This is a genomic window from Clostridium aminobutyricum, assembly GCF_017255415.1.
Taxonomy (GTDB): Bacteria; Bacillota; Clostridia; order Peptostreptococcales; family Anaerovoracaceae; genus Aminipila; species Aminipila aminobutyrica.
This window is the reverse complement of record NZ_JAFJZZ010000010.1, coordinates 14745-31803: the sequence shown is the minus strand read 5'-3', so window position 1 is coordinate 31803 and position 17059 is coordinate 14745. Positions and strand designations below refer to the sequence as shown.

General features: G+C 43.4%; 19 protein-coding genes. 12 read left to right on the top strand and 7 right to left on the bottom strand.

Annotated features, from left to right (window positions below):
* Nucleotides 1-40: 40 nt before the first annotated feature.
* The 11 genes from JYB65_RS14125 (at nucleotide 41) to JYB65_RS14075 (ending at nucleotide 11370) form a co-directional block, all read left to right on the top strand.
* Nucleotides 41-517 carry a LeuD/DmdB family oxidoreductase small subunit gene (locus JYB65_RS14125; protein WP_206583340.1) on the top strand — a complete coding sequence of 159 codons (477 nt, stop codon included), beginning with the start codon at nucleotides 41-43 and terminating at the stop codon, nucleotides 515-517.
* Between the two features lie 2 nt (nucleotides 518-519).
* Nucleotides 520-1770 carry a 3-isopropylmalate dehydratase large subunit gene (locus JYB65_RS14120; protein ID WP_206583339.1) on the top strand — a complete coding sequence of 417 codons (1251 nt, stop codon included), beginning with the start codon at nucleotides 520-522 and terminating at the stop codon, nucleotides 1768-1770.
* A 90-nt stretch (nucleotides 1771-1860) separates the two neighbouring features.
* The gene (locus JYB65_RS14115; protein WP_206583338.1) at nucleotides 1861-2352 is read left to right on the top strand and encodes a LeuD/DmdB family oxidoreductase small subunit; all 492 of its coding nucleotides are present in this window, start codon (nucleotides 1861-1863) and stop codon (nucleotides 2350-2352) included.
* A 10-nt stretch (nucleotides 2353-2362) separates the two neighbouring features.
* Nucleotides 2363-3610, top strand: a complete 1248-nt coding sequence (locus JYB65_RS14110) for a 3-isopropylmalate dehydratase large subunit (protein ID WP_206583337.1) — start codon at nucleotides 2363-2365, stop codon at nucleotides 3608-3610.
* A gap of 373 nt (nucleotides 3611-3983) precedes the next feature.
* Nucleotides 3984-4991 (top strand): 3-deoxy-7-phosphoheptulonate synthase, encoded by a 1008-nt coding sequence (gene aroF, locus JYB65_RS14105; protein WP_206583336.1) that lies wholly within the window; start codon nucleotides 3984-3986, stop codon nucleotides 4989-4991.
* Nucleotides 4992-5009: 18 nt separating this feature from the next.
* The gene (locus tag JYB65_RS14100) at nucleotides 5010-5873 is read left to right on the top strand and encodes a prephenate dehydrogenase (protein WP_245156693.1); all 864 of its coding nucleotides are present in this window, start codon (nucleotides 5010-5012) and stop codon (nucleotides 5871-5873) included.
* A 21-nt stretch (nucleotides 5874-5894) separates the two neighbouring features.
* Nucleotides 5895-6959 (top strand): 3-dehydroquinate synthase, encoded by a 1065-nt coding sequence (aroB, locus tag JYB65_RS14095; protein ID WP_206583335.1) that lies wholly within the window; start codon nucleotides 5895-5897, stop codon nucleotides 6957-6959.
* Between the two features lie 18 nt (nucleotides 6960-6977).
* Entirely contained in the window at nucleotides 6978-8261 is a 1284-nt protein-coding gene (locus JYB65_RS14090) for a 3-phosphoshikimate 1-carboxyvinyltransferase (protein ID WP_206583334.1), read from the top strand.
* On the top strand, nucleotides 8254-9378 hold the full coding sequence (gene aroC, locus JYB65_RS14085) for a chorismate synthase (protein ID WP_206583333.1): 1125 nt from the start codon (nucleotides 8254-8256) through the stop codon (nucleotides 9376-9378). Before JYB65_RS14090 ends, aroC begins: the two co-directional genes overlap by 8 nt.
* Nucleotides 9379-9386: 8 nt before the next feature.
* Nucleotides 9387-10562 carry a bifunctional chorismate mutase/prephenate dehydratase gene (locus JYB65_RS14080; RefSeq protein WP_245156692.1) on the top strand — a complete coding sequence of 392 codons (1176 nt, stop codon included), beginning with the start codon at nucleotides 9387-9389 and terminating at the stop codon, nucleotides 10560-10562.
* A gap of 4 nt (nucleotides 10563-10566) precedes the next feature.
* Nucleotides 10567-11370 (top strand): shikimate dehydrogenase family protein, encoded by an 804-nt coding sequence (locus tag JYB65_RS14075; protein WP_206583332.1) that lies wholly within the window; start codon nucleotides 10567-10569, stop codon nucleotides 11368-11370.
* Nucleotides 11371-11583: 213 nt separating this feature from the next.
* On the opposite strand, the gene aroD is transcribed toward JYB65_RS14075, so the two are convergent.
* The 3 genes from aroD to JYB65_RS14060 are packed head-to-tail and all read right to left on the bottom strand — an operon-like array spanning nucleotide 11584 to nucleotide 13449.
* Nucleotides 11584-12351 carry a type I 3-dehydroquinate dehydratase gene (gene aroD, locus JYB65_RS14070; protein WP_206583375.1) on the bottom strand — a complete coding sequence of 256 codons (768 nt, stop codon included), beginning with the start codon at nucleotides 12349-12351 and terminating at the stop codon, nucleotides 11584-11586.
* A 49-nt stretch (nucleotides 12352-12400) separates the two neighbouring features.
* Nucleotides 12401-12817 carry a GNAT family N-acetyltransferase gene (locus tag JYB65_RS14065; RefSeq protein ID WP_206583331.1) on the bottom strand — a complete coding sequence of 139 codons (417 nt, stop codon included), beginning with the start codon at nucleotides 12815-12817 and terminating at the stop codon, nucleotides 12401-12403.
* A 53-nt stretch (nucleotides 12818-12870) separates the two neighbouring features.
* Nucleotides 12871-13449 carry a shikimate kinase gene (locus tag JYB65_RS14060; RefSeq protein ID WP_206583330.1) on the bottom strand — a complete coding sequence of 193 codons (579 nt, stop codon included), beginning with the start codon at nucleotides 13447-13449 and terminating at the stop codon, nucleotides 12871-12873.
* Between the two features lie 210 nt (nucleotides 13450-13659).
* On the opposite strand from JYB65_RS14060, the gene JYB65_RS14055 reads away from it, so the two are divergent.
* Nucleotides 13660-14040, top strand: a complete 381-nt coding sequence (locus JYB65_RS14055; RefSeq protein ID WP_206583329.1) for a RidA family protein — start codon at nucleotides 13660-13662, stop codon at nucleotides 14038-14040.
* Between the two features lie 34 nt (nucleotides 14041-14074).
* Here JYB65_RS14055 and JYB65_RS14050 read toward each other — a convergent pair whose 3' ends face one another.
* The 4 genes from JYB65_RS14050 to JYB65_RS14035 are packed head-to-tail and all read right to left on the bottom strand — an operon-like array spanning nucleotide 14075 to nucleotide 17059.
* Nucleotides 14075-15358, bottom strand: a complete 1284-nt coding sequence (locus tag JYB65_RS14050; protein ID WP_206583328.1) for a hypothetical protein — start codon at nucleotides 15356-15358, stop codon at nucleotides 14075-14077.
* A gap of 29 nt (nucleotides 15359-15387) precedes the next feature.
* Nucleotides 15388-15873: a Cys-tRNA(Pro) deacylase gene (ybaK, locus tag JYB65_RS14045; protein ID WP_206583327.1), complete on the bottom strand. Its 486-nt coding sequence runs from the start codon at nucleotides 15871-15873 to the stop codon at nucleotides 15388-15390.
* On the bottom strand, nucleotides 15860-16504 hold the full coding sequence (locus JYB65_RS15235) for a GNAT family N-acetyltransferase (RefSeq protein ID WP_206583326.1): 645 nt from the start codon (nucleotides 16502-16504) through the stop codon (nucleotides 15860-15862). Before JYB65_RS15235 ends, ybaK begins: the two co-directional genes overlap by 14 nt.
* Before the next feature lie 12 nt (nucleotides 16505-16516).
* On the bottom strand, nucleotides 16517-17059 hold the full coding sequence (locus JYB65_RS14035; protein WP_206583325.1) for a GNAT family N-acetyltransferase: 543 nt from the start codon (nucleotides 17057-17059) through the stop codon (nucleotides 16517-16519).

Below are 17059 nucleotides of genomic sequence, written 5' to 3'. Positions count from 1 at the left end.
TTTTACTTTATTTCGGGTCTACTTATAAGGAGGTTTTTTCATGGGTAGTATTTTTAAATTCCACAATGATTTGGATACAGACCAGATTATTGCTTCACAATATTTGTTGTTGCCGACTATTGAAGAGATGAAGGCACATACCTTTGAATCCGTCGATCCGGATTTCTCAAAGAAGGTAAACCCCGGTGATTTTATCGTAGGCGGAGAAAATTTCGGCTGCGGTTCTTCCCGGGAGCAGGCACCCAGTGTACTGAAAGCCGTAGGGGTTCAGGCAGTCATCGCTAAATCCTTTGCCCGCATTTTTTACAGAAATGCCATCAACATAGGCCTTCCTGTTATCGTCTGCAAAGACCTTTACGACGATGTAAAGGATGGCGATGCCATGGAGCTTTCTCTGAGCGAAGGTCTTGCGACCTACGGAGGAAAGACCTATCCCTGTACAAAGCTACCGGAATATATGCAAAATATCCTGAACAACGGCGGATTGATCTCATTTTTGAATAAGGAGGAAGAGTAATCATGGGTATGACGATTGCAGAAAAAATAATCGCTGCAGCGGCAGGAGTGGAAAACGTCAAACCGGGCGATATTCACACTGTAACGCTTGACAGAATGATGAGTAACGACGGCACTACTCATTTAACCATCGATATGTACAATCAGCAGCTGAAACATCCGATGATTGCAGACAGTAAAAAACTTGTTTTTATCGTCGATCATAATGTGCCTGCTGACAACCCGAAGACGGCTGCTTCTCATAAAAAAATGCGTGATTTTGCACGGGAACACCATATTGATTTCTGGGAAGGCAAAGGGGTTTGTCACCAAATTATGATGGAGAACTACGTATGTCCGGGGGAATTGATTTTCGGCGCAGACAGCCATACTTGCACCTATGGTGCGCTTGGTGCTTTCGGAACGGGCGTTGGCTGTACCGACTTCTTATATGGCATGGTAACCGGAACGTCCTGGGTACTTGTTCCTGAAACCGTCAAATTTAACTTAACTGGAAAGCTCCGTGATGGGGTATATGCCAGAGACTTGATGCTCCACATCATCGGAAAGATCGGAGCAAACGGCGTCAATTATCAAGTGATGGAATTTACCGGAGAAGGCGCAAAGACATTGAGCGTCAACGACCGAATGGTGCTTTGCAATCTGGCGGTTGAAGCCGGTGCCAAGTCTGCTGTTTTCGAAGCGGATGAAATCGCACTTAAGTGGCTGGAAGAACGCGGACGTAAGCCGAAACATGTATTCCAAAGTGATCCGGATGCCGTTTATTTCAATGAATATACCTTTGACCTCTCTGAAGTGCAGCCGATCGTGGCAAAGCCTGATTTTGTAGATGATGTTATTCCGGCTTCAGAGGCTTGCGGGATTTCTATCGATGAAGCATTTTTAGGCTCTTGCAATAACGGCCGGATTGATGAAATGCGCGTCGCTGCAAGGTTGCTCAAAGGACGTAAAGTTCATCCGCATGTTCGTTTCCTGATCGTTCCGGCTAGTAACGAAGTGTATCTTCAAGCTCTCGAAGAAGGGCTGATAGAAACGTTCATGGAATCCGGCGCAATCGTGATGAATGCCAACTGCAGTGTTTGCTGGGGAAGCTGCCAAGGGGTCATCGGTGAAAATGAAGTGCTTATCAGTACCGGAACCCGAAACTTCAAGGGCCGCGCAGGACATCCAAGCTCCAAGGTTTATCTTGGTTCTGCGGCAACCGTAACAGCCTCTGCCATTAAAGGGGCCATTGCCACAGAGGATCAACTTTAGTAAGGAGCCTTAAAGGAATTACATTAGTTCATCAAAGCCTTCCGGATTTGTTTTTTGAATTCTATAAATATACTATAAAGGAGCTATACCATGGAAACTTTTAAAGGTAACGTATGGGTTTTGGGTGATGATATCGATACGGACATCATTATTCCCACCGACTATCTCGCCCTTAAAACCATTGATGATATGAAACAATATGCCTTCTCCCCCCTTCGACCGGAACTGGCCGGATTGATTCAAGACGGCGATATCATCGTTGCGGGGAAAAATTTTGGCTGCGGCTCCTCCCGGGAGCAGGCTCCTGAAATTATCAAGGCCCTCCACGTTAAATGCGTAATCGCTAAATCATTTGCGCGAATATTTTTTAGAAATGCCATCAACAATGGCCTTCTGCTTATTGAAAACCCTACCCTTCGCGATGCCGTAACAGAAGGGGATGAAATCGAAGTTCATGTGAACCATTCGATCAGCCATAAAGGCATCGATTATGAAATCACTTCCCTTCCGCAGAATCTGATGGATATCATCAATGCCGGCGGTCTGGTACAAGCGATGCGCAAGAAAAACGGTTTAGAATAGGAGGGGCGAAATGGGATATACATTTATTGAAAAGTTAGTAAAGAGAAATATACAGGCAGACTCCGTAAAAGCAGGAGATATCGTAACCGTTCAGGTAGACCGTGTCATGATTCACGATATTTTTATCCCTTTTGTAGCAGAGAAGTTTGAAGAAATGGGCTTTAGCAAGCTTTGGGATCCAGATCGGGTTGTTTTGATCTATGACCATCTGGTACCTGCCAGTCAAGTAGATGATGTCCGCCATTTTAAAATCGGTGATGCTTTCGCTGAAAAATATGGCTTGAAGAATGTTCATCGTTCTGACGGGATTTGCCATCAATTGATGACCGAAGCGCTTTATGTAAAACCCGGCAATGTAGTTTTCGGTACAGACAGCCATACGACAACATATGGCTGTGTGGGCGCATTTTCATCCGGAATCGGCTATACGGAAATGGCCAGCATCTTAGGTACCGGAACTATGTGGATTAAAGTTCCTGAAACCATAAAGGTAAATATTGAAGGGAACCTCCCTGCCAATGTATCTTCAAAAGATATTATCCTGCGTTTAATCGGTGATTTAGGAGCAGACGGAGCCACTTACAGAGCCCTCGAGTTTACCGGAAACACCGTTGAAAATATGAGCATTTCCAGCCGCATGACCATTGCCAATATGGCCATTGAAGCGGGTGCAAAATGTGCATTGTTCACACCGGATGAGAAGACCGCAGAATACTGTCAGATTTCTTTGACGGATGAAGACCGTGATTTAAAAAGCGATACGGATGCAACTTATTTTAAAGTAATGGAATATAAAGCGGAGGATTTTGTACCGGTGATGGCTTGTCCTTCTCAGGTTGACAATATCAAACCGGTAAGTGAACTTCAAGGCACGAAAATCGATCAAGTGTTTATCGGTTCCTGCACAAACGGCCGTTTAGAGGATTTAGCGGTTGCGGCAGAAATTTTAAAAGGTAAACAAGTTTCGCCTTTTGTAAAACTGATCGTAACCCCTGCCAGCCGTAAAGTATTCACCGAAGCTGCTCAGCAAGGTATTATTAAGACATTGACCGAAGCCGGAGCAATCGTAACGCATCCGGGCTGCGGACTTTGCTGCGGTCGCACCGGAGGTATTTTAAGTGACGGGGAGCGTGTGGTAGCAACAAATAACCGAAATTTCCTCGGCCGAATGGGGACTTCGAAAGTTGAAATCTATTTGGCTTCGCCTGCTTCCGCGGCAGCTGCGGCTGTAACAGGCGAAATCACCTTGCCTTATTAGGGAAAATACCAAAATATTATTGTTTTTTTGTGTAAAATTAAAAAAAATGCTTTACAACCGTTCTAGTTGGTGATAATATGAACTACAATAATAAAAAAACGAGAGGAAAAAACCCATGTTAAAGAATTTAATTTTGGCAGTAGAATATTTTTGGTTTAGCTTTACATTCTATTTTAGAAGTAAGGCTTATTTGAATTTCTCTGCAAATATGGGCACTCTGGTTAAGTAGGTTTATAAAACAATCAGGATGACGTTTAAGCTCCGCAGGTGAAATTCACTTGCGGGGCTTTTTTAATTACCTAGAAGATTTTAATAGTGGATCAGATGCAATTGCATCTTACAAAAGTAAGCACAATGTAGAGGAGAGAAAATTATGGTTATTATTTTGAAAAACAATCCAGACCAGAAACAGTTGGAGAACTTAATTTCATGGTTAAGAAGTATGGACCTTGACATTCATATGAGTCAGGGTGCTAGTACTACGATTATAGGGCTCATCGGAGACACTACGGCAGTGGATATGGAGCTGATCAATGCACTGGATATAGTAGAAGCCGTCAGACGTATTCAGGAACCCTACAAAAATGCCAACAGAAAATTCCATCCGGAAGACACCATTGTGGATATTGCCGGTGTAAAAATCGGCGGCGGACATTTTCAAATTATCGCAGGTCCTTGCTCCATTGAGTCCAGAGAGCAAGTTTGCCAGATTGCCTTAGATGTAAAGGCAGCCGGCGCAAGTCTATACCGAGGCGGCGCTTTCAAGCCAAGAACCTCTCCTTATGCATTCCAGGGCATGAGAGAAGAAGGAATCGAACTTCTTCTTGAAGCCAAAAAAGCTTCCGGATTACCTGTCGTAACGGAAGTTATGGATCTTTCTCACCTTCCACTTTTTGAAGACGTTGATGTTATTCAAGTAGGCGCAAGAAACATGCAGAACTTTGAGTTACTGAAGGAAGTCGGAAAATTAGATAAACCAATCCTTTTAAAGCGAGGGTTATCCAATACATTGCAGGAATTTCTGATGAGTGCGGAATACATCATGGCCGGCGGTAATGAACGGGTTATTCTTTGTGAAAGAGGTATCCGTACTTTTGAAACAGCTACCAGAAATACATTAGACTTAGCAAGTGTTCCTCTTCTCCGGTCCATGACACATCTTCCTATTATTGTAGATCCAAGTCATGCAACAGGAATTTCCAAACTCGTGAAGCCAATGTCTCTTGCAGCCACTGCTTGCGGCGCAGATGGTCTGATGATTGAAGTTCATAATGACCCCGCCCACGCCCTTTGCGACGGAGCGCAGTCCCTGACTCCGGCAGCATTTAAGGATGTCGCCGATGCCGTTCAGCAAATTTTGCCGTTCAGCTACAAAGGTTAATAGAGTAGGAGAATTTATATGAAAAATCTTGAAACGCCCATGAATATAGGAATTATCGGTCTTGGCCTTATCGGCGGTTCCATGGCGAAGGCATTGAAACAAAACACGCCCCATACAATATATGGCTATGACCTCCAGGAAACGGTTATCAAAAAGGCGATTTTAGTGGGGGCCATCGACGAACCGCTGACAGAAGAAATTCTCCCGGATTGTGATTTATTAATCATTGCATTATATCCACAGGCCACCATTGACTATGTTCATGCCCATTGTGACCAGATAAAAAAAGGGGCTATCGTAATGGATTGCAGCGGTGTAAAAGCAGTAGTATGCGCTTCATTAGAACCTCTTGCCAAAGAAAAAGGATTTCTTTTCATGGGCGGTCATCCGATGGCCGGGGTCGCTCACGGAGGGTTTACCCATTCCAAAAAAGCGCTGTTTAACAATGCTTCGATGATTCTCACTCCGGCAACCGGTACGCAAATTGAAGTGGTACAGAAAATTAAACTGCTTTGCATGCAGATTGGTTTTACCAATACCCAGATTGCCTCTCCTGAAGAACACGATCGAGTCATCGCTTTTACTTCTCAGCTCGCTCACGTAGTGTCCAGTGCCTATATCAAGAGCCCTTCCGCGTTGGAGCATAAGGGGTTCTCAGCAGGGAGCTACAAGGATATGACGAGGGTCGCAACGCTGAATGAAGACATGTGGACCGAATTGTTTCTCGACAACTCCGAATTCTTAGAAGAGGAAATTGATGGCATCATCAATCGATTGACGGAATACAGCAACGCTCTCAAATCAAAGGATGCGCCTTCCCTAAGAGAATTATTAAAGGAAGGTCGCGAAAGAAAAGCGTTAATCGACGGCGAAAAGTTCTAATCACAAACCGAAGGAGTAGATATGAAACACATACAAATTAATGCATCTCGAAACTACGAAGTACTCATCGGCAGGAATCTATTAAAAGATGCCGGAAAATGGATAGCAAACGTTCTAAAGCCTTGTAAACTGTGCATCATCACGGATGACACCGTGGCGAAGCTTTATGCCGAACCTTTGCACGCTTCCCTAAAGGAAGAGGGTTTTGAACTCTGCCAATATGTTTTTGCCCATGGAGAACTGTCAAAGAACGTGACGACTTATTCTCAGATTTTAGAGTATATGGCGAGTGAGAATCTGACCCGTACCGATGCCGTCGTTGCGCTTGGAGGCGGAGTGACAGGAGACATGGCGGGCTTTGCGGCCGCCAGCTATCTCAGAGGAATTCCGTTTATTCAGATTCCTACCACTTTACTCGCCGCGGTCGATTCGTCCGTAGGCGGTAAGACAGGAGTCAATCTGGAAAGCGGGAAAAACTTAGTCGGTGCCTTCTGGCAGCCCTCTTTGGTTCTCTGTGACTGCGATACGTTTAAAAGCCTCTCCTACGATTTGATGCTTGACGGTATTTCCGAAGCCATCAAATATGGCGCTATTGTTGATTCTGTTTTGTTTGATTTTATTGCGCAGGAAGACATTTTCTCCGATTCGGTCTTAGAGCAAATCACCGCTCACTGTGTTCGTATAAAAAGTGAGGTGGTAGAAGAAGATGAAAAAGAAACCGGTCGCAGGCAGCTCTTGAATTTTGGCCATACGGTCGGTCACGCGATTGAAAAATGCAGCCATTATACTATCTCGCATGGTCATGCGGTAGCGATCGGTATGCTGATTGCCGCAAGAGCCGCTTTTAAGCTTGGCTATTCCAAAGAAAACTGTGCCCCGGCAATCGAAGAAAGTTTAAAAAAATATCGCTATCCGCTTCACTGTCCGTATACGGCCAAAGAACTGGCCGCCGTTGCGCTCAACGACAAAAAGCGTTCCGGTCAAGAGATCACATTGGTGCTTCCTTCGGTCATAGGAGAATGTTATCTCCAAAAAACAAAGATATCGGAACTGGAACACTTTATTGCTCAAGGTTTATCTGAATAATAGGAATAGGGAAATAGTATGAATGTAAAAATAAATCCAAGGCCCTTATCCGGCACGATTCATTCCATCACCTCAAAATCCCATGCACATCGGCTTTTAATTGCGTCAGCTCTTTGTAAAGAGCCTTGCATGGTGCATATTAAAAATACCAATGAAGATTTGAAGGCCACATCAGACTGTTTATCGTCATTGAACGATGAAGTGCCGATTCTGAACTGCCAAGAGAGCGGTTCAACCTTGCGCTTTCTGCTGCCCATCGCAATGGTGCTGAAAGAAAAGGCTGTTTTCCTTGGGTCAGGCAGACTTCCGGAGCGTCCGCTTTCTCCGCTGAAAGAAGAAATGGAAGCACACGGCTGTACCTTTGAAAAGCAGATTATCTCACCTGCTTTTTCAGGTGAGAAAGAAACACGCGAAATCTATACCGTCAGCGGCAGGCTTCGAGGCGGTGAATTTAGATTAGCAGGAAATGTGAGTTCCCAATATATCACAGGCTTGTTATTCGCCCTGCCATTATTAGAAGAAGATAGTAAAATCATTATCACGTCCAAATTGGAATCCGTAGATTATGTGATTCTCACGTTAAAGGTTTTAGAGACCTTTGGCATTCACATTGATGTACAAATAAAGAAAGAACCTTCCATCGAAGATAAAAAAGCCTATACCTTTGACATCAGAGGGAATCAATCATACCGGGCCCCAAAAGAAGTAACGGCCGAGGGCGATTGGTCGAATGCAGCATTTTGGGTAGTCGCCGGTGCTCTAGGCGGTGCACTTCGGTGTGAAAATATAATTCAAGATTCGTTCCAGGGAGATAAGGCTGTTGTGGATATCGTAAAAAGCTATCACCATAAGGTAAAACTCGAGCCGACTGCTGTAACGACCGAAAAGAACCGTAGCATTTCAGACACCGAGGAGCACATCATCGATGCCTCTAATATTCCGGATTTGGTTCCGATCTTATCCGTATTAGCCGCTTCTCATAAGGGGACCACCCGCATTATCAATGCCGGCAGATTACGAATCAAAGAAAGTGACCGATTACTGGCTGTGGCAGATTGTTTGCAGATCCTTGGCGCGGATGTGACCGAACTGCCCGATGGATTAATTATCCGGGGGACAGGAACATTGAAAGGCGGCCGGGTGAGTGGTTACAACGATCATCGAATGGTGATGTCCATGGCGATCGCTTCCATCCTGTGCGAAGAACCGGTCATCATAAACGGTGCGGAAGCAGTGAACAAATCGTATCCGACATTTTTTGAAGATTTTGCATCTTTAGGAGGTGAATACCAACTTGTCTAATGTAAATCAGCACACCCATAGCGTTGCTTCCACTTTTGGCCGCAACCTCAGCGTGACGATATTCGGCGGCTCTCATGAGCCCTTTATAGGAGTGACCCTGCGGGGACTTCCGGCAGGTGTTGCTATAGATTTTAACAAAATGGAAGCATTTCTTGCGCGAAGAGCGCCTGGCAACAGCATCTATGCGACGCCTCGCAAGGAAGCGGATAAACCAATCGTTCAAGCGGGACTTGATGGCGGCAAAACCACCGGAGAGCCTCTGACCATTATTATAGAAAATACCAATACGAGATCACAAGATTACGGCAAGCATCGTGATATCCCCCGCCCGGCTCATGCAGATTATACCGCTTCGGTTAAATTCGGAAAGTCGGTCAATATGGCCGGCGGCGGTCCATTCTCGGCTAGGCTCACCGCCCCTCTTTGCATTGCAGGTGCGATTGCCTTGCAGCTTTTAGAGGAGCACGGAATACAAATTGGTGCTCACATTTCTTCCATTGAAAAGGTGCATGATACCCCTTTTGATCCGGTAAACATCGCCGTATCTTCTTTAAATGCGCTGAAAAACAGTGATTTCCCGGTATTAGATGAAATCCAAGGAGAGAAGATGAAAGAAGTTATCCAATCCGCTATGGCGGAAGGGGATTCTGTAGGCGGAGTCGTGGAATGCTGTGCTTTAGGCCTTCCTGTTGGAATCGGCGGTCCGATGTATGACGGCATCGAGGGATTTCTATCCTCCATTTATTTCGGCATTCCGGCTGTCAAAGGAGTCGAATTCGGTGCAGGATTTGAAAGCACAAAACTTCGCGGTTCTGTCAATAATGATGCATTTTATATGGATGGAAATACGGTTAAAACAAAAACCAATCACCATGGCGGCATCCTGGGCGGTATATCCTCCGGCATGCCGATTATCTGCAGATTGGCCTTTAAACCCACTCCTTCCATCTCAAAAAAACAAGATTCTGTAAGCTTAAGCAAGCGCACCGATGAACAACTGGAAATAGTAGGAAGACACGATCCTTGCGTTGTTCTTCGTGCAGTGCCTGTTGTAGAAGCAGCTACAGCGATCGGATTGCTGGATTTATTTTTGAATGGAACTCCGAAAGGGAGATGAATTCATAAATGCTAACATATCGTCACAAGAAAGGATTATTAAAAATGAATTTAGAAGAATTGAGAAAAGAAATTGATGCGATCGATACACAGGTGGTGGACTTATTCACTCAGCGAATGCAAGTAGTCAAGAAAATCGCAGAAGAAAAGTTGGGCTCTAATTCCGCTGTCTTGAATTCTGCAAGAGAAAAAGATATCCTCACCAGAGTTTCCGATCAGTCCGGCGAAGAGCTGGAAGGCTATGTCCGAATCCTATTTAACACCGTTTTTGATCTCAGCCGTTCCTATCAAACCAGATTCTTACATCCTGAAACGGAGTTGAAAAAGAGGATCGAAACTGCTCTGGCAGAAACGCCGAATCTATTTCCGAAAAAAGCGGTGGTTGCTTGTCAAGGCATTCCCGGCGCTTATTCTCAGATCGCAACCGACAAGCTGTTTGAGTTCCCCAGCATCATGTATTTTAACAGTTGGAAGGATGTGTTCAATGCAGTAGAAAAAGGACTTTGCCAGTATGGTGTTCTTCCTATTGAAAACAGTTCTTTCGGTTCGGTGGGTGAAGTCTATGATTTAATGAAAAATTACAATTTCCATATTGCCCGTGGTATCAAGCTTCGAATTTCTCATGCTCTCCTTGTAAAGCCCGGTACGAAACTTTCCGACATCAGGGAAATTTATTCTCACGAGCAGGCCATCGGTCAATGCGCTGAGTTTCTGAAGGGCTTAAAAGACGTAAAGGTCACAGTATGCGAAAATACAGCAATGGCTGCAGAACTAGTGGCCAACAGCCACCGCCACGATGTCGCTGCCATTTCTTCTAAGAACTGTGCGGGATTATATCAGCTTGATATCTTGACAGAAGACATTCAAATCAGTGATAACAACTATACTCGTTTTATCTGTATTTCCAAGAATCTTGAAATCTATCCGGGTTCCAATAAATTAAGTTTGATGTTATCTGTACCGCATCGTCCCTTATCGTTATACCATATGATCGCTAAATTTTCTGCTTTAGGTCTGAATTTAACGAAACTTGAATCCAGGCCGATTCCGGGAAGCGACTTCGAGTTCATGTTTTACTTCGACATGGAAGCGTCTTTATATTCGTCGGAGGTCATCAGTCTCCTTTGTGAACTGGAACAAGAACCGGAATTATTCGTATTCCTGGGAAGCTACATCGAGGTTTAACATCATGTTCGGATTAATCGGAGCGAAGCTGGGTCACAGCTATTCCAAAATAATACATGAAAAACTGAAAGCATATTCGTACGAACTGATTCCGCTAACCGTAGAAGAGTTAGATCGGTTTCTGAAAGAAAGAAAATTTGACGGGCTGAATGTAACAATTCCCTACAAGGAAACCGTTATTCCCTATTGCGACTATGTTTCTCCCCTTGCACAGGAGATCGGAGCAGTCAATACGTTGTACTTTGATCCGGAAGGCCGCCTTTGCGGTACCAATACGGATTATATCGGTTTTCTGCAGGCCGCAGCAATGGCACATATTACGTTTGAGGGCAAAAAAATATTAATTCTCGGTGACGGCGGAACCTGCAAAACGATTTTAAAAGCCGTTCTTGACAGCGGTGCAAAGGAAGTCATCATCGGATCGAGAAAAATCTCAGCCGATAAGAAAGATACCTTTATTGCAAGGGGTCAGGCGATTTCCTGCACTACCACCAACTACGAAAACTTATCCCTTCACAGGGATGTGGAAATCGTCATAAACACAACCCCCATCGGCATGTTTCCCAATGTGGGCGGTTCCTTGATTGATCTCAGAGACTTTCCTCTTTGCTCCGGCGTATTTGATGTCGTATACAATCCGTATTATACGACACTTCTAAAGCAGGCAAAAGATCTGGGAATTCCTCATGCAAACGGACTCTCCATGCTGGTTGCTCAAGCTACCGAAGCCGCAAAATACTTTACCGGACAGGATGGGTGGAGTACAAAGAACGAACAGATCATTGAGGAGCTTAGGGCCTCCTTATAAGCATTTGTAATCGCTACAGTTCATAAAGACGGCAGCCCATTGAAATTTACAGTTCATTTACACCACCAATGATTTATGGCTGTTTCATGGGTCTTCCGCTTTATTTCTGTTATAAAAAAAGACTAGCGACGATTGAATCGTGAACTGATCCCCAAAAGGTAGACCTAAAAATCTAACTTTTGGGAGGTCAGCTCAATGCTAGTCTTTTTATATTTATCCCTTTAATCGATTATGAATGATTTCCAGAACCTGCTTTAGCTCACTGACTTCCCACTGGCCGGGTGCAGAAGCTTTTTTCGCTGAACCAAACGTCAGTGCAGACCCGAAAATTTCTCCCACCATCCGGCTGATCGCTCCGTCATCTGCCATCGACATGGTAATGATCGGCCTGTCCGCATACTTTTCATGCATCTCTAAGGTGGCTGAAAGCAAAGTTAAAACATCTTGCTTACATTGAGGCATAACCGCTAGCTTCGGTAGATCTGCGCCTAACTCCTGCATTTTCCTTAGCCTGTTTATAATTTCTTCTTTAACGGGGGTCTTCTCAAAATCGTGATTCGATGCAACGACTTTCACCCCTTTTTCGTGAGCGAGTTTTATCAATGTTCTGACCGTCTCCTCTTCAAAGAAAGCCTCCACGTCGATCAGGTCGGCCAGCGTTGTTCCCGCCACCTTCCTGTTCAGGTCTAAATAGTCACTTGAAGAAATCTCTTTCTCCCCGCCTTCCTTTGCTGTCCTGAAAGTAAACAAAAGAGGAGTTTCCTCAAGAAGCTTTCTTAATGCACAAAGAACTTCGTGCACTGCTTCAGCGTCAAACACGCCGTCAAACCAATCTGCTCTCCATTCGATGATGTCTATGTCCAACTTTACGATTTCTTCCGCTTGCTGCAAGATTTCTTCTTTTGTACTCCCCACAATCGGCACACAAATCTTAGGCAACCCTTCACCAAGCTTGATATTTCTTACCTGTACTATGTTCATATTCATTCACACTCTCTTTATTGGATTTATTGTTTCTCCCTTTTAAAGGTTACACATGAAGCCACTTCACCATGCCGGCACCCATTGTCTCATTCGGCCGTTCCACAAATCCGAACTTACTGTAGAATTTTTCTCTACCCGGAACGGACATTAAATTGATCATTAAGATTTCTTCCTCTGAAATAGAACTTTCTAGGTGTTTCATGATTCTCTCCAGCATCTCCGTGCCGATCCCTTTTCGCTGATAGTCGGGAGCCACCATAACGTCCGCAATCAACGCCATATAGCCGCTATCACTGATTACCCTGGCAGACGCGATCGCCCTGTTTTCCTCATACGCAGCAATCAAATAAAAAGAATGTTGAAGGCTCCTTTCAGCCTGTTTCTCGTCCAATTTATGCCAGCCTACAGCCTCTCTTAATCTGCTGTATTCTTCCACTGTAATATGTTCCCGATAAGTTATCATGAAATCCTCCTATCCCTCAGTCCTCTTTCTCTTATTGTTCTATAATCCAACTGTTAACCTTCCAGCTCAGTCATTTTATCCATGATCTCCTGACAAATTTCAGGAATCGATTTGTCATCGGTTGTCACAACAAGGTCTGCTGCTCGTTCGTATTTCTCACGTCTTCTCTCAATTAGCTCGGAAATATGTTCTACACTCATATTGTCATTTAAAAGAGGACGTTCTGCCGTATTTTTTACCCTTTCATAAATAGTCTGCGGGGATGCGGTCAGCAAAACAACTCGTCCGTTTTGCTTCATGCTTTTTACATTGGCTTCTCTGAGTACGGCACCGCCGCCGCACGAGACAATGCGTTGCGTTACCCCTTCCAGGTCCATAATCAGCTTGCTCTCTTGATCTCTAAAATACTCTTCTCCGTATTGGGAAAAAATATCCGCAATGCTCAACCCTTCTTTTTCTGCAAGCAGCTCATCCAATTCAACCATATCCAAAACAAGCAAATCGCTTAGATAGGATGCCACTGTTGATTTCCCGCAGCCCATAAATCCAATCAGATAAATGCTGTGTGAAAATAAAGGTTTTATCTGCGCCTTTTTGTTGTTCTTTTTTTCTAGAATTTTCATTTCTTTCATTTTATCTGAATTCTCCTCGCTTATTAAAATATCCATCCCGGTCAATATGAATAGAAGCATTTCATCGATAAGACATCATTAACTGAAACGTTTTTCTTGAATCTTCCAGCCCTTCTTTATATAATGGAAAGTAGATAAACTTTTTATCTGCATTTTGCTTGTTTTTTATTTAAAAATTTATACAAGCTATAATATTGGGAGGAAATCGTAATGAGAAAGATTGTCAGTACAACAGCAGCTCCTGCTGCGATCGGGCCTTATTCACAGGGGAATATTTTCGGGAATTTAATTTTTACTTCAGGTCAGATTCCTTTACATCCTGCAACGGGTGAAATTGTTGGTACAACCATTGAGGAACAGACTGAACAAGTTTTTAAGAATATTCAAGCAATCCTTGAAGAAGCCGGAAGTTCCTTCGATAAAGTATTAAAAACAACCGTATTTATCAAAGATATGAATGACTTCGCCAAAATGAATGCCATCTATGCCAATTACTTTGGTGAAGGGGCTTATCCTTCCCGCTCCGCTGTAGAAGTTGCAAGACTTCCAAAGGATGTTCTTGTGGAAATCGAAACCATTGCATACGTATAGTGATTAAAGAAATAGTGGGCAACTGCCCACTATTTCACTTATAGTCTTCTTGTCTTCGATGCTTTGTGACTACCCATATCTGCGCATTGTTCGTCGTTTTCTCCAACGTAATTTTCTTCATTTTTACTTCTACGGCGGTTTTCTTATCTATCGCTGTTTCTCTATAAACAATAAAAAAAAGTTTTTCATCATCGCTGCCCCGCCATAAGCCCTTATCTGTAATATCCGCTGTACCGATTTCATGTATAATATAATTATGAAAAACTTGCCATGGGTCAAAAACATCCCTATGTTTTCCTAAATAAATCTCTCTGGCATATCGTTCAGTTAATTTATCCGAATAATCATAATTCACCCATTCGATGTCTTCGTCCACATATCCGTTTTGTTCCTCAAAGGATCTCTCATCAAAAGCGTCGGCGATCCAAATCTCACAGACTTTTTTCTCATCTACGAAAAAGGCAATATATCGAGCGGTTTGATCTCTGGGAATAAACCCATAACAAGGGCCCTTTTCCATAAACAATTCGCTGTAAGATAAAAACTTAGGGTATTTTTCTTTTAATTCATCCACCGAGCAGCCTACACAAATGCCCCTGAATGTGCTTGTCCTCGAGCTGGTTGTCTTCATGGAGTAGATCAGTTCTTTTTTACCCTCAAAAAATACCATGGACTGAATTTCTATGTCTTCTGTTTCCCAAGTATCTATATATTGTGCGGAATAACTCAGCGGAGGTGTCGTACGCTCCCGTATCTTCGACGCTTCCGAAAGCAAAGAAGTTGCTGCCAAGTTCTCCCACAATGAAAACTTATCATCTTCTATCAGAAACGAGTACTCTTCTTTAATCTCCCAATCTTTTATATGGGCATATCGGTTTTCTATGTACCCGACAAAGCCAGCCTCTGCGATTCTGCTGTCTGGCAGCACGGATATCTCAGAGATTTTGTTATTTACTTCAAAATAAAGCAATACAGGATTCCCGGCTAACCCCGCCTGTTCCAGTATTTCTTGAGAGTTTAGTACAATTCCTTGTTCATTTTCCACTGCATTCGTTGGAATAATACCGTATTCAAAGCTATAGTACCGGAAGACCCCATCTTCAAAAGGCACTTCCGACAGAAGCTTTAAATTTTCTATGCGTGATTCCTCTATTCCTATCCCAAGCGGTTTTACCACATCTTCCGCGAAAGATTTAAAGGCTGCCTGTAGTTCAGGAGAAATATCTGCTGATGGTTTCTTTTTATCTGATTTTGTCGCGCAAAAAAAGACGATTAACAGCAAAATCAAACCAACAATCAAAATCCATATTCCAGTCATTTTTTTCTCCTTTGTTCCGAATCGACTCTCTACTGCTTCTCAACAATTAAATCGGCCAATTCTGCATTGGCTGCTGACAATAAATCACTTACCGCCAGCTCCATCTGGAGTCCCACTTTCCCTGCACTGACGATAATTTGATCCATATTTTCCGCACTCTTATCGATAGCCGTTTTAAATTGCTTCTTCATACCGATTGGAGAACAGCCGCCTTTGATATATCCCGTCACAACAGTAATATCCTTCGCCGGAATCATTTCAATTTTCTTTTCTCCAAAGTGCTTGGCTGCTTTTTTTAAGTCCAATTCTTCGGCAACCGGTATTACACAAACATAGTGCTCTTTGCTGGTTCCTTGAGTCACTAAGGTCTTATACACTCGTTCCACCGGCATCCCGGTTGCTTTTGCTACGGAAACACCATCCAGAAATCCCTCAGGAGCTTCGTATTCGTATACTTGATGTTTTATTTTCTTCGCATCTAGCTTTCTTACGGCATTTGTTTTAATCGTTGCCACTGTGAACCTCCCTCACAAGATAGGTATTTATATACTTAAATTTTTTTGAACTGGTTATGCCTACAGCACGAAAACCAAGATTTTGATAATAATGAACTTGTTCTGTCGCATCGGTAAATAACATGAGAGGAAGATGAACTTTCTCCGAATATGAAATAATCTCTTCCAGCAGCATCTTCCCCCTGCCCTGCCTTTGATAAGGAGTTCTGACGGCTAAAAAATCAATATAAATAAAGTGGTCAGGAAAGCTCAAGTCCCGCTGCATTTCTTCCATTTCCCGAAAAAGTTCTGTTCGGCAAGCCTTTTCTTCTTCGGTTAATTGATGAATTAACGATCTGTATCTTGAAGAATTGCAGCCAGCCAGCAGTTCCCGAAGCTTTGAATGCTGCAATTTTTTAGAGTCTAACAGCAGCACAACTTCTTTACAACTGCTGTCTAAAGAATATGCCCTTCCATATCGCATATCATAAGAAGCATGATATCTTAACGAGGCTTCTGTCACCAGCTGCCTGCGATCTTTATCCGGAAAAACGCCGGATACTCTGGGATATCGTTCAAAGGCTTCCAGCAAGACAGAGAAAATTTTCTCTTTTTCTTTAATTCTCGTTAACCCTTCCACTTTTATTGGCATACAACCACAACCTTAATTATTTTGTTCTTCCCATTCGCTTCTTAAAAGCGAATAGCACTTAGAACTTCTAACGTTTCCATCATATATCAGATAACAATACCGCTCTGTCCCCTCATATTTAAATCCACATTTTTCAATCACTCTGGACGACCGGTCATTGAACGTTCCGGTGCAAATAGCGACGATGTCAAGCTGCATTTCTTCAAAAGCATACTGGATTACTCTCTTGGCTGCTTCGGTCATAATTCCTCTTCCCCAGTATTCTTCCGCCAACGAATAACCTAATTCCTTGCTGTTAATTCCCGGTCTTCTCTTATCGGCTTCTAAGCCGATACTTCCTATTAAGGTTCCCGTTTCTTTATCTACGATAGCCCACACTTGACTGGACAGGAACAGACCAACGATGATCCTTCTGGATTCTCTTGCATTTGCATGGGGTTTCCATCCCGCATGCGGTCCTACATTTGGGTTCTTTGCATAGGCAAATAACGCCTCTGCATCCTTTCTGCTAAAAGCCCTTAAAATTAGTCTTTCCGTCTCAAGTGTTTTCACCAT

Coding starts and splice junctions, on each gene's coding strand:
- JYB65_RS14035 (WP_206583325.1), bottom strand. CDS start 17,059: ATGGTGAAAACACTTGAGACGGAAAGACTAATTTTAAGGGCTTTTAGC.
- JYB65_RS14120 (WP_206583339.1), top strand. CDS start 520: ATGGGTATGACGATTGCAGAAAAAATAATCGCTGCAGCGGCAGGAGTG.
- JYB65_RS14090 (WP_206583334.1), top strand. CDS start 6,978: ATGAATGTAAAAATAAATCCAAGGCCCTTATCCGGCACGATTCATTCC.
- JYB65_RS14115 (WP_206583338.1), top strand. CDS start 1,861: ATGGAAACTTTTAAAGGTAACGTATGGGTTTTGGGTGATGATATCGAT.
- JYB65_RS14080 (WP_245156692.1), top strand. CDS start 9,387: ATGCTAACATATCGTCACAAGAAAGGATTATTAAAAATGAATTTAGAA.
- JYB65_RS14050 (WP_206583328.1), bottom strand. CDS start 15,358: ATGACTGGAATATGGATTTTGATTGTTGGTTTGATTTTGCTGTTAATC.
- JYB65_RS14065 (WP_206583331.1), bottom strand. CDS start 12,817: ATGATAACTTATCGGGAACATATTACAGTGGAAGAATACAGCAGATTA.
- JYB65_RS14060 (WP_206583330.1), bottom strand. CDS start 13,449: ATGAAAGAAATGAAAATTCTAGAAAAAAAGAACAACAAAAAGGCGCAG.
- JYB65_RS14125 (WP_206583340.1), top strand. CDS start 41: ATGGGTAGTATTTTTAAATTCCACAATGATTTGGATACAGACCAGATT.
- JYB65_RS15235 (WP_206583326.1), bottom strand. CDS start 16,504: ATGCCAATAAAAGTGGAAGGGTTAACGAGAATTAAAGAAAAAGAGAAA.
- aroB (WP_206583335.1), top strand. CDS start 5,895: ATGAAACACATACAAATTAATGCATCTCGAAACTACGAAGTACTCATC.
- JYB65_RS14075 (WP_206583332.1), top strand. CDS start 10,567: ATGTTCGGATTAATCGGAGCGAAGCTGGGTCACAGCTATTCCAAAATA.
- JYB65_RS14100 (WP_245156693.1), top strand. CDS start 5,010: ATGAAAAATCTTGAAACGCCCATGAATATAGGAATTATCGGTCTTGGC.
- aroD (WP_206583375.1), bottom strand. CDS start 12,351: ATGAACATAGTACAGGTAAGAAATATCAAGCTTGGTGAAGGGTTGCCT.
- JYB65_RS14055 (WP_206583329.1), top strand. CDS start 13,660: ATGAGAAAGATTGTCAGTACAACAGCAGCTCCTGCTGCGATCGGGCCT.
- JYB65_RS14110 (WP_206583337.1), top strand. CDS start 2,363: ATGGGATATACATTTATTGAAAAGTTAGTAAAGAGAAATATACAGGCA.
- aroF (WP_206583336.1), top strand. CDS start 3,984: ATGGTTATTATTTTGAAAAACAATCCAGACCAGAAACAGTTGGAGAAC.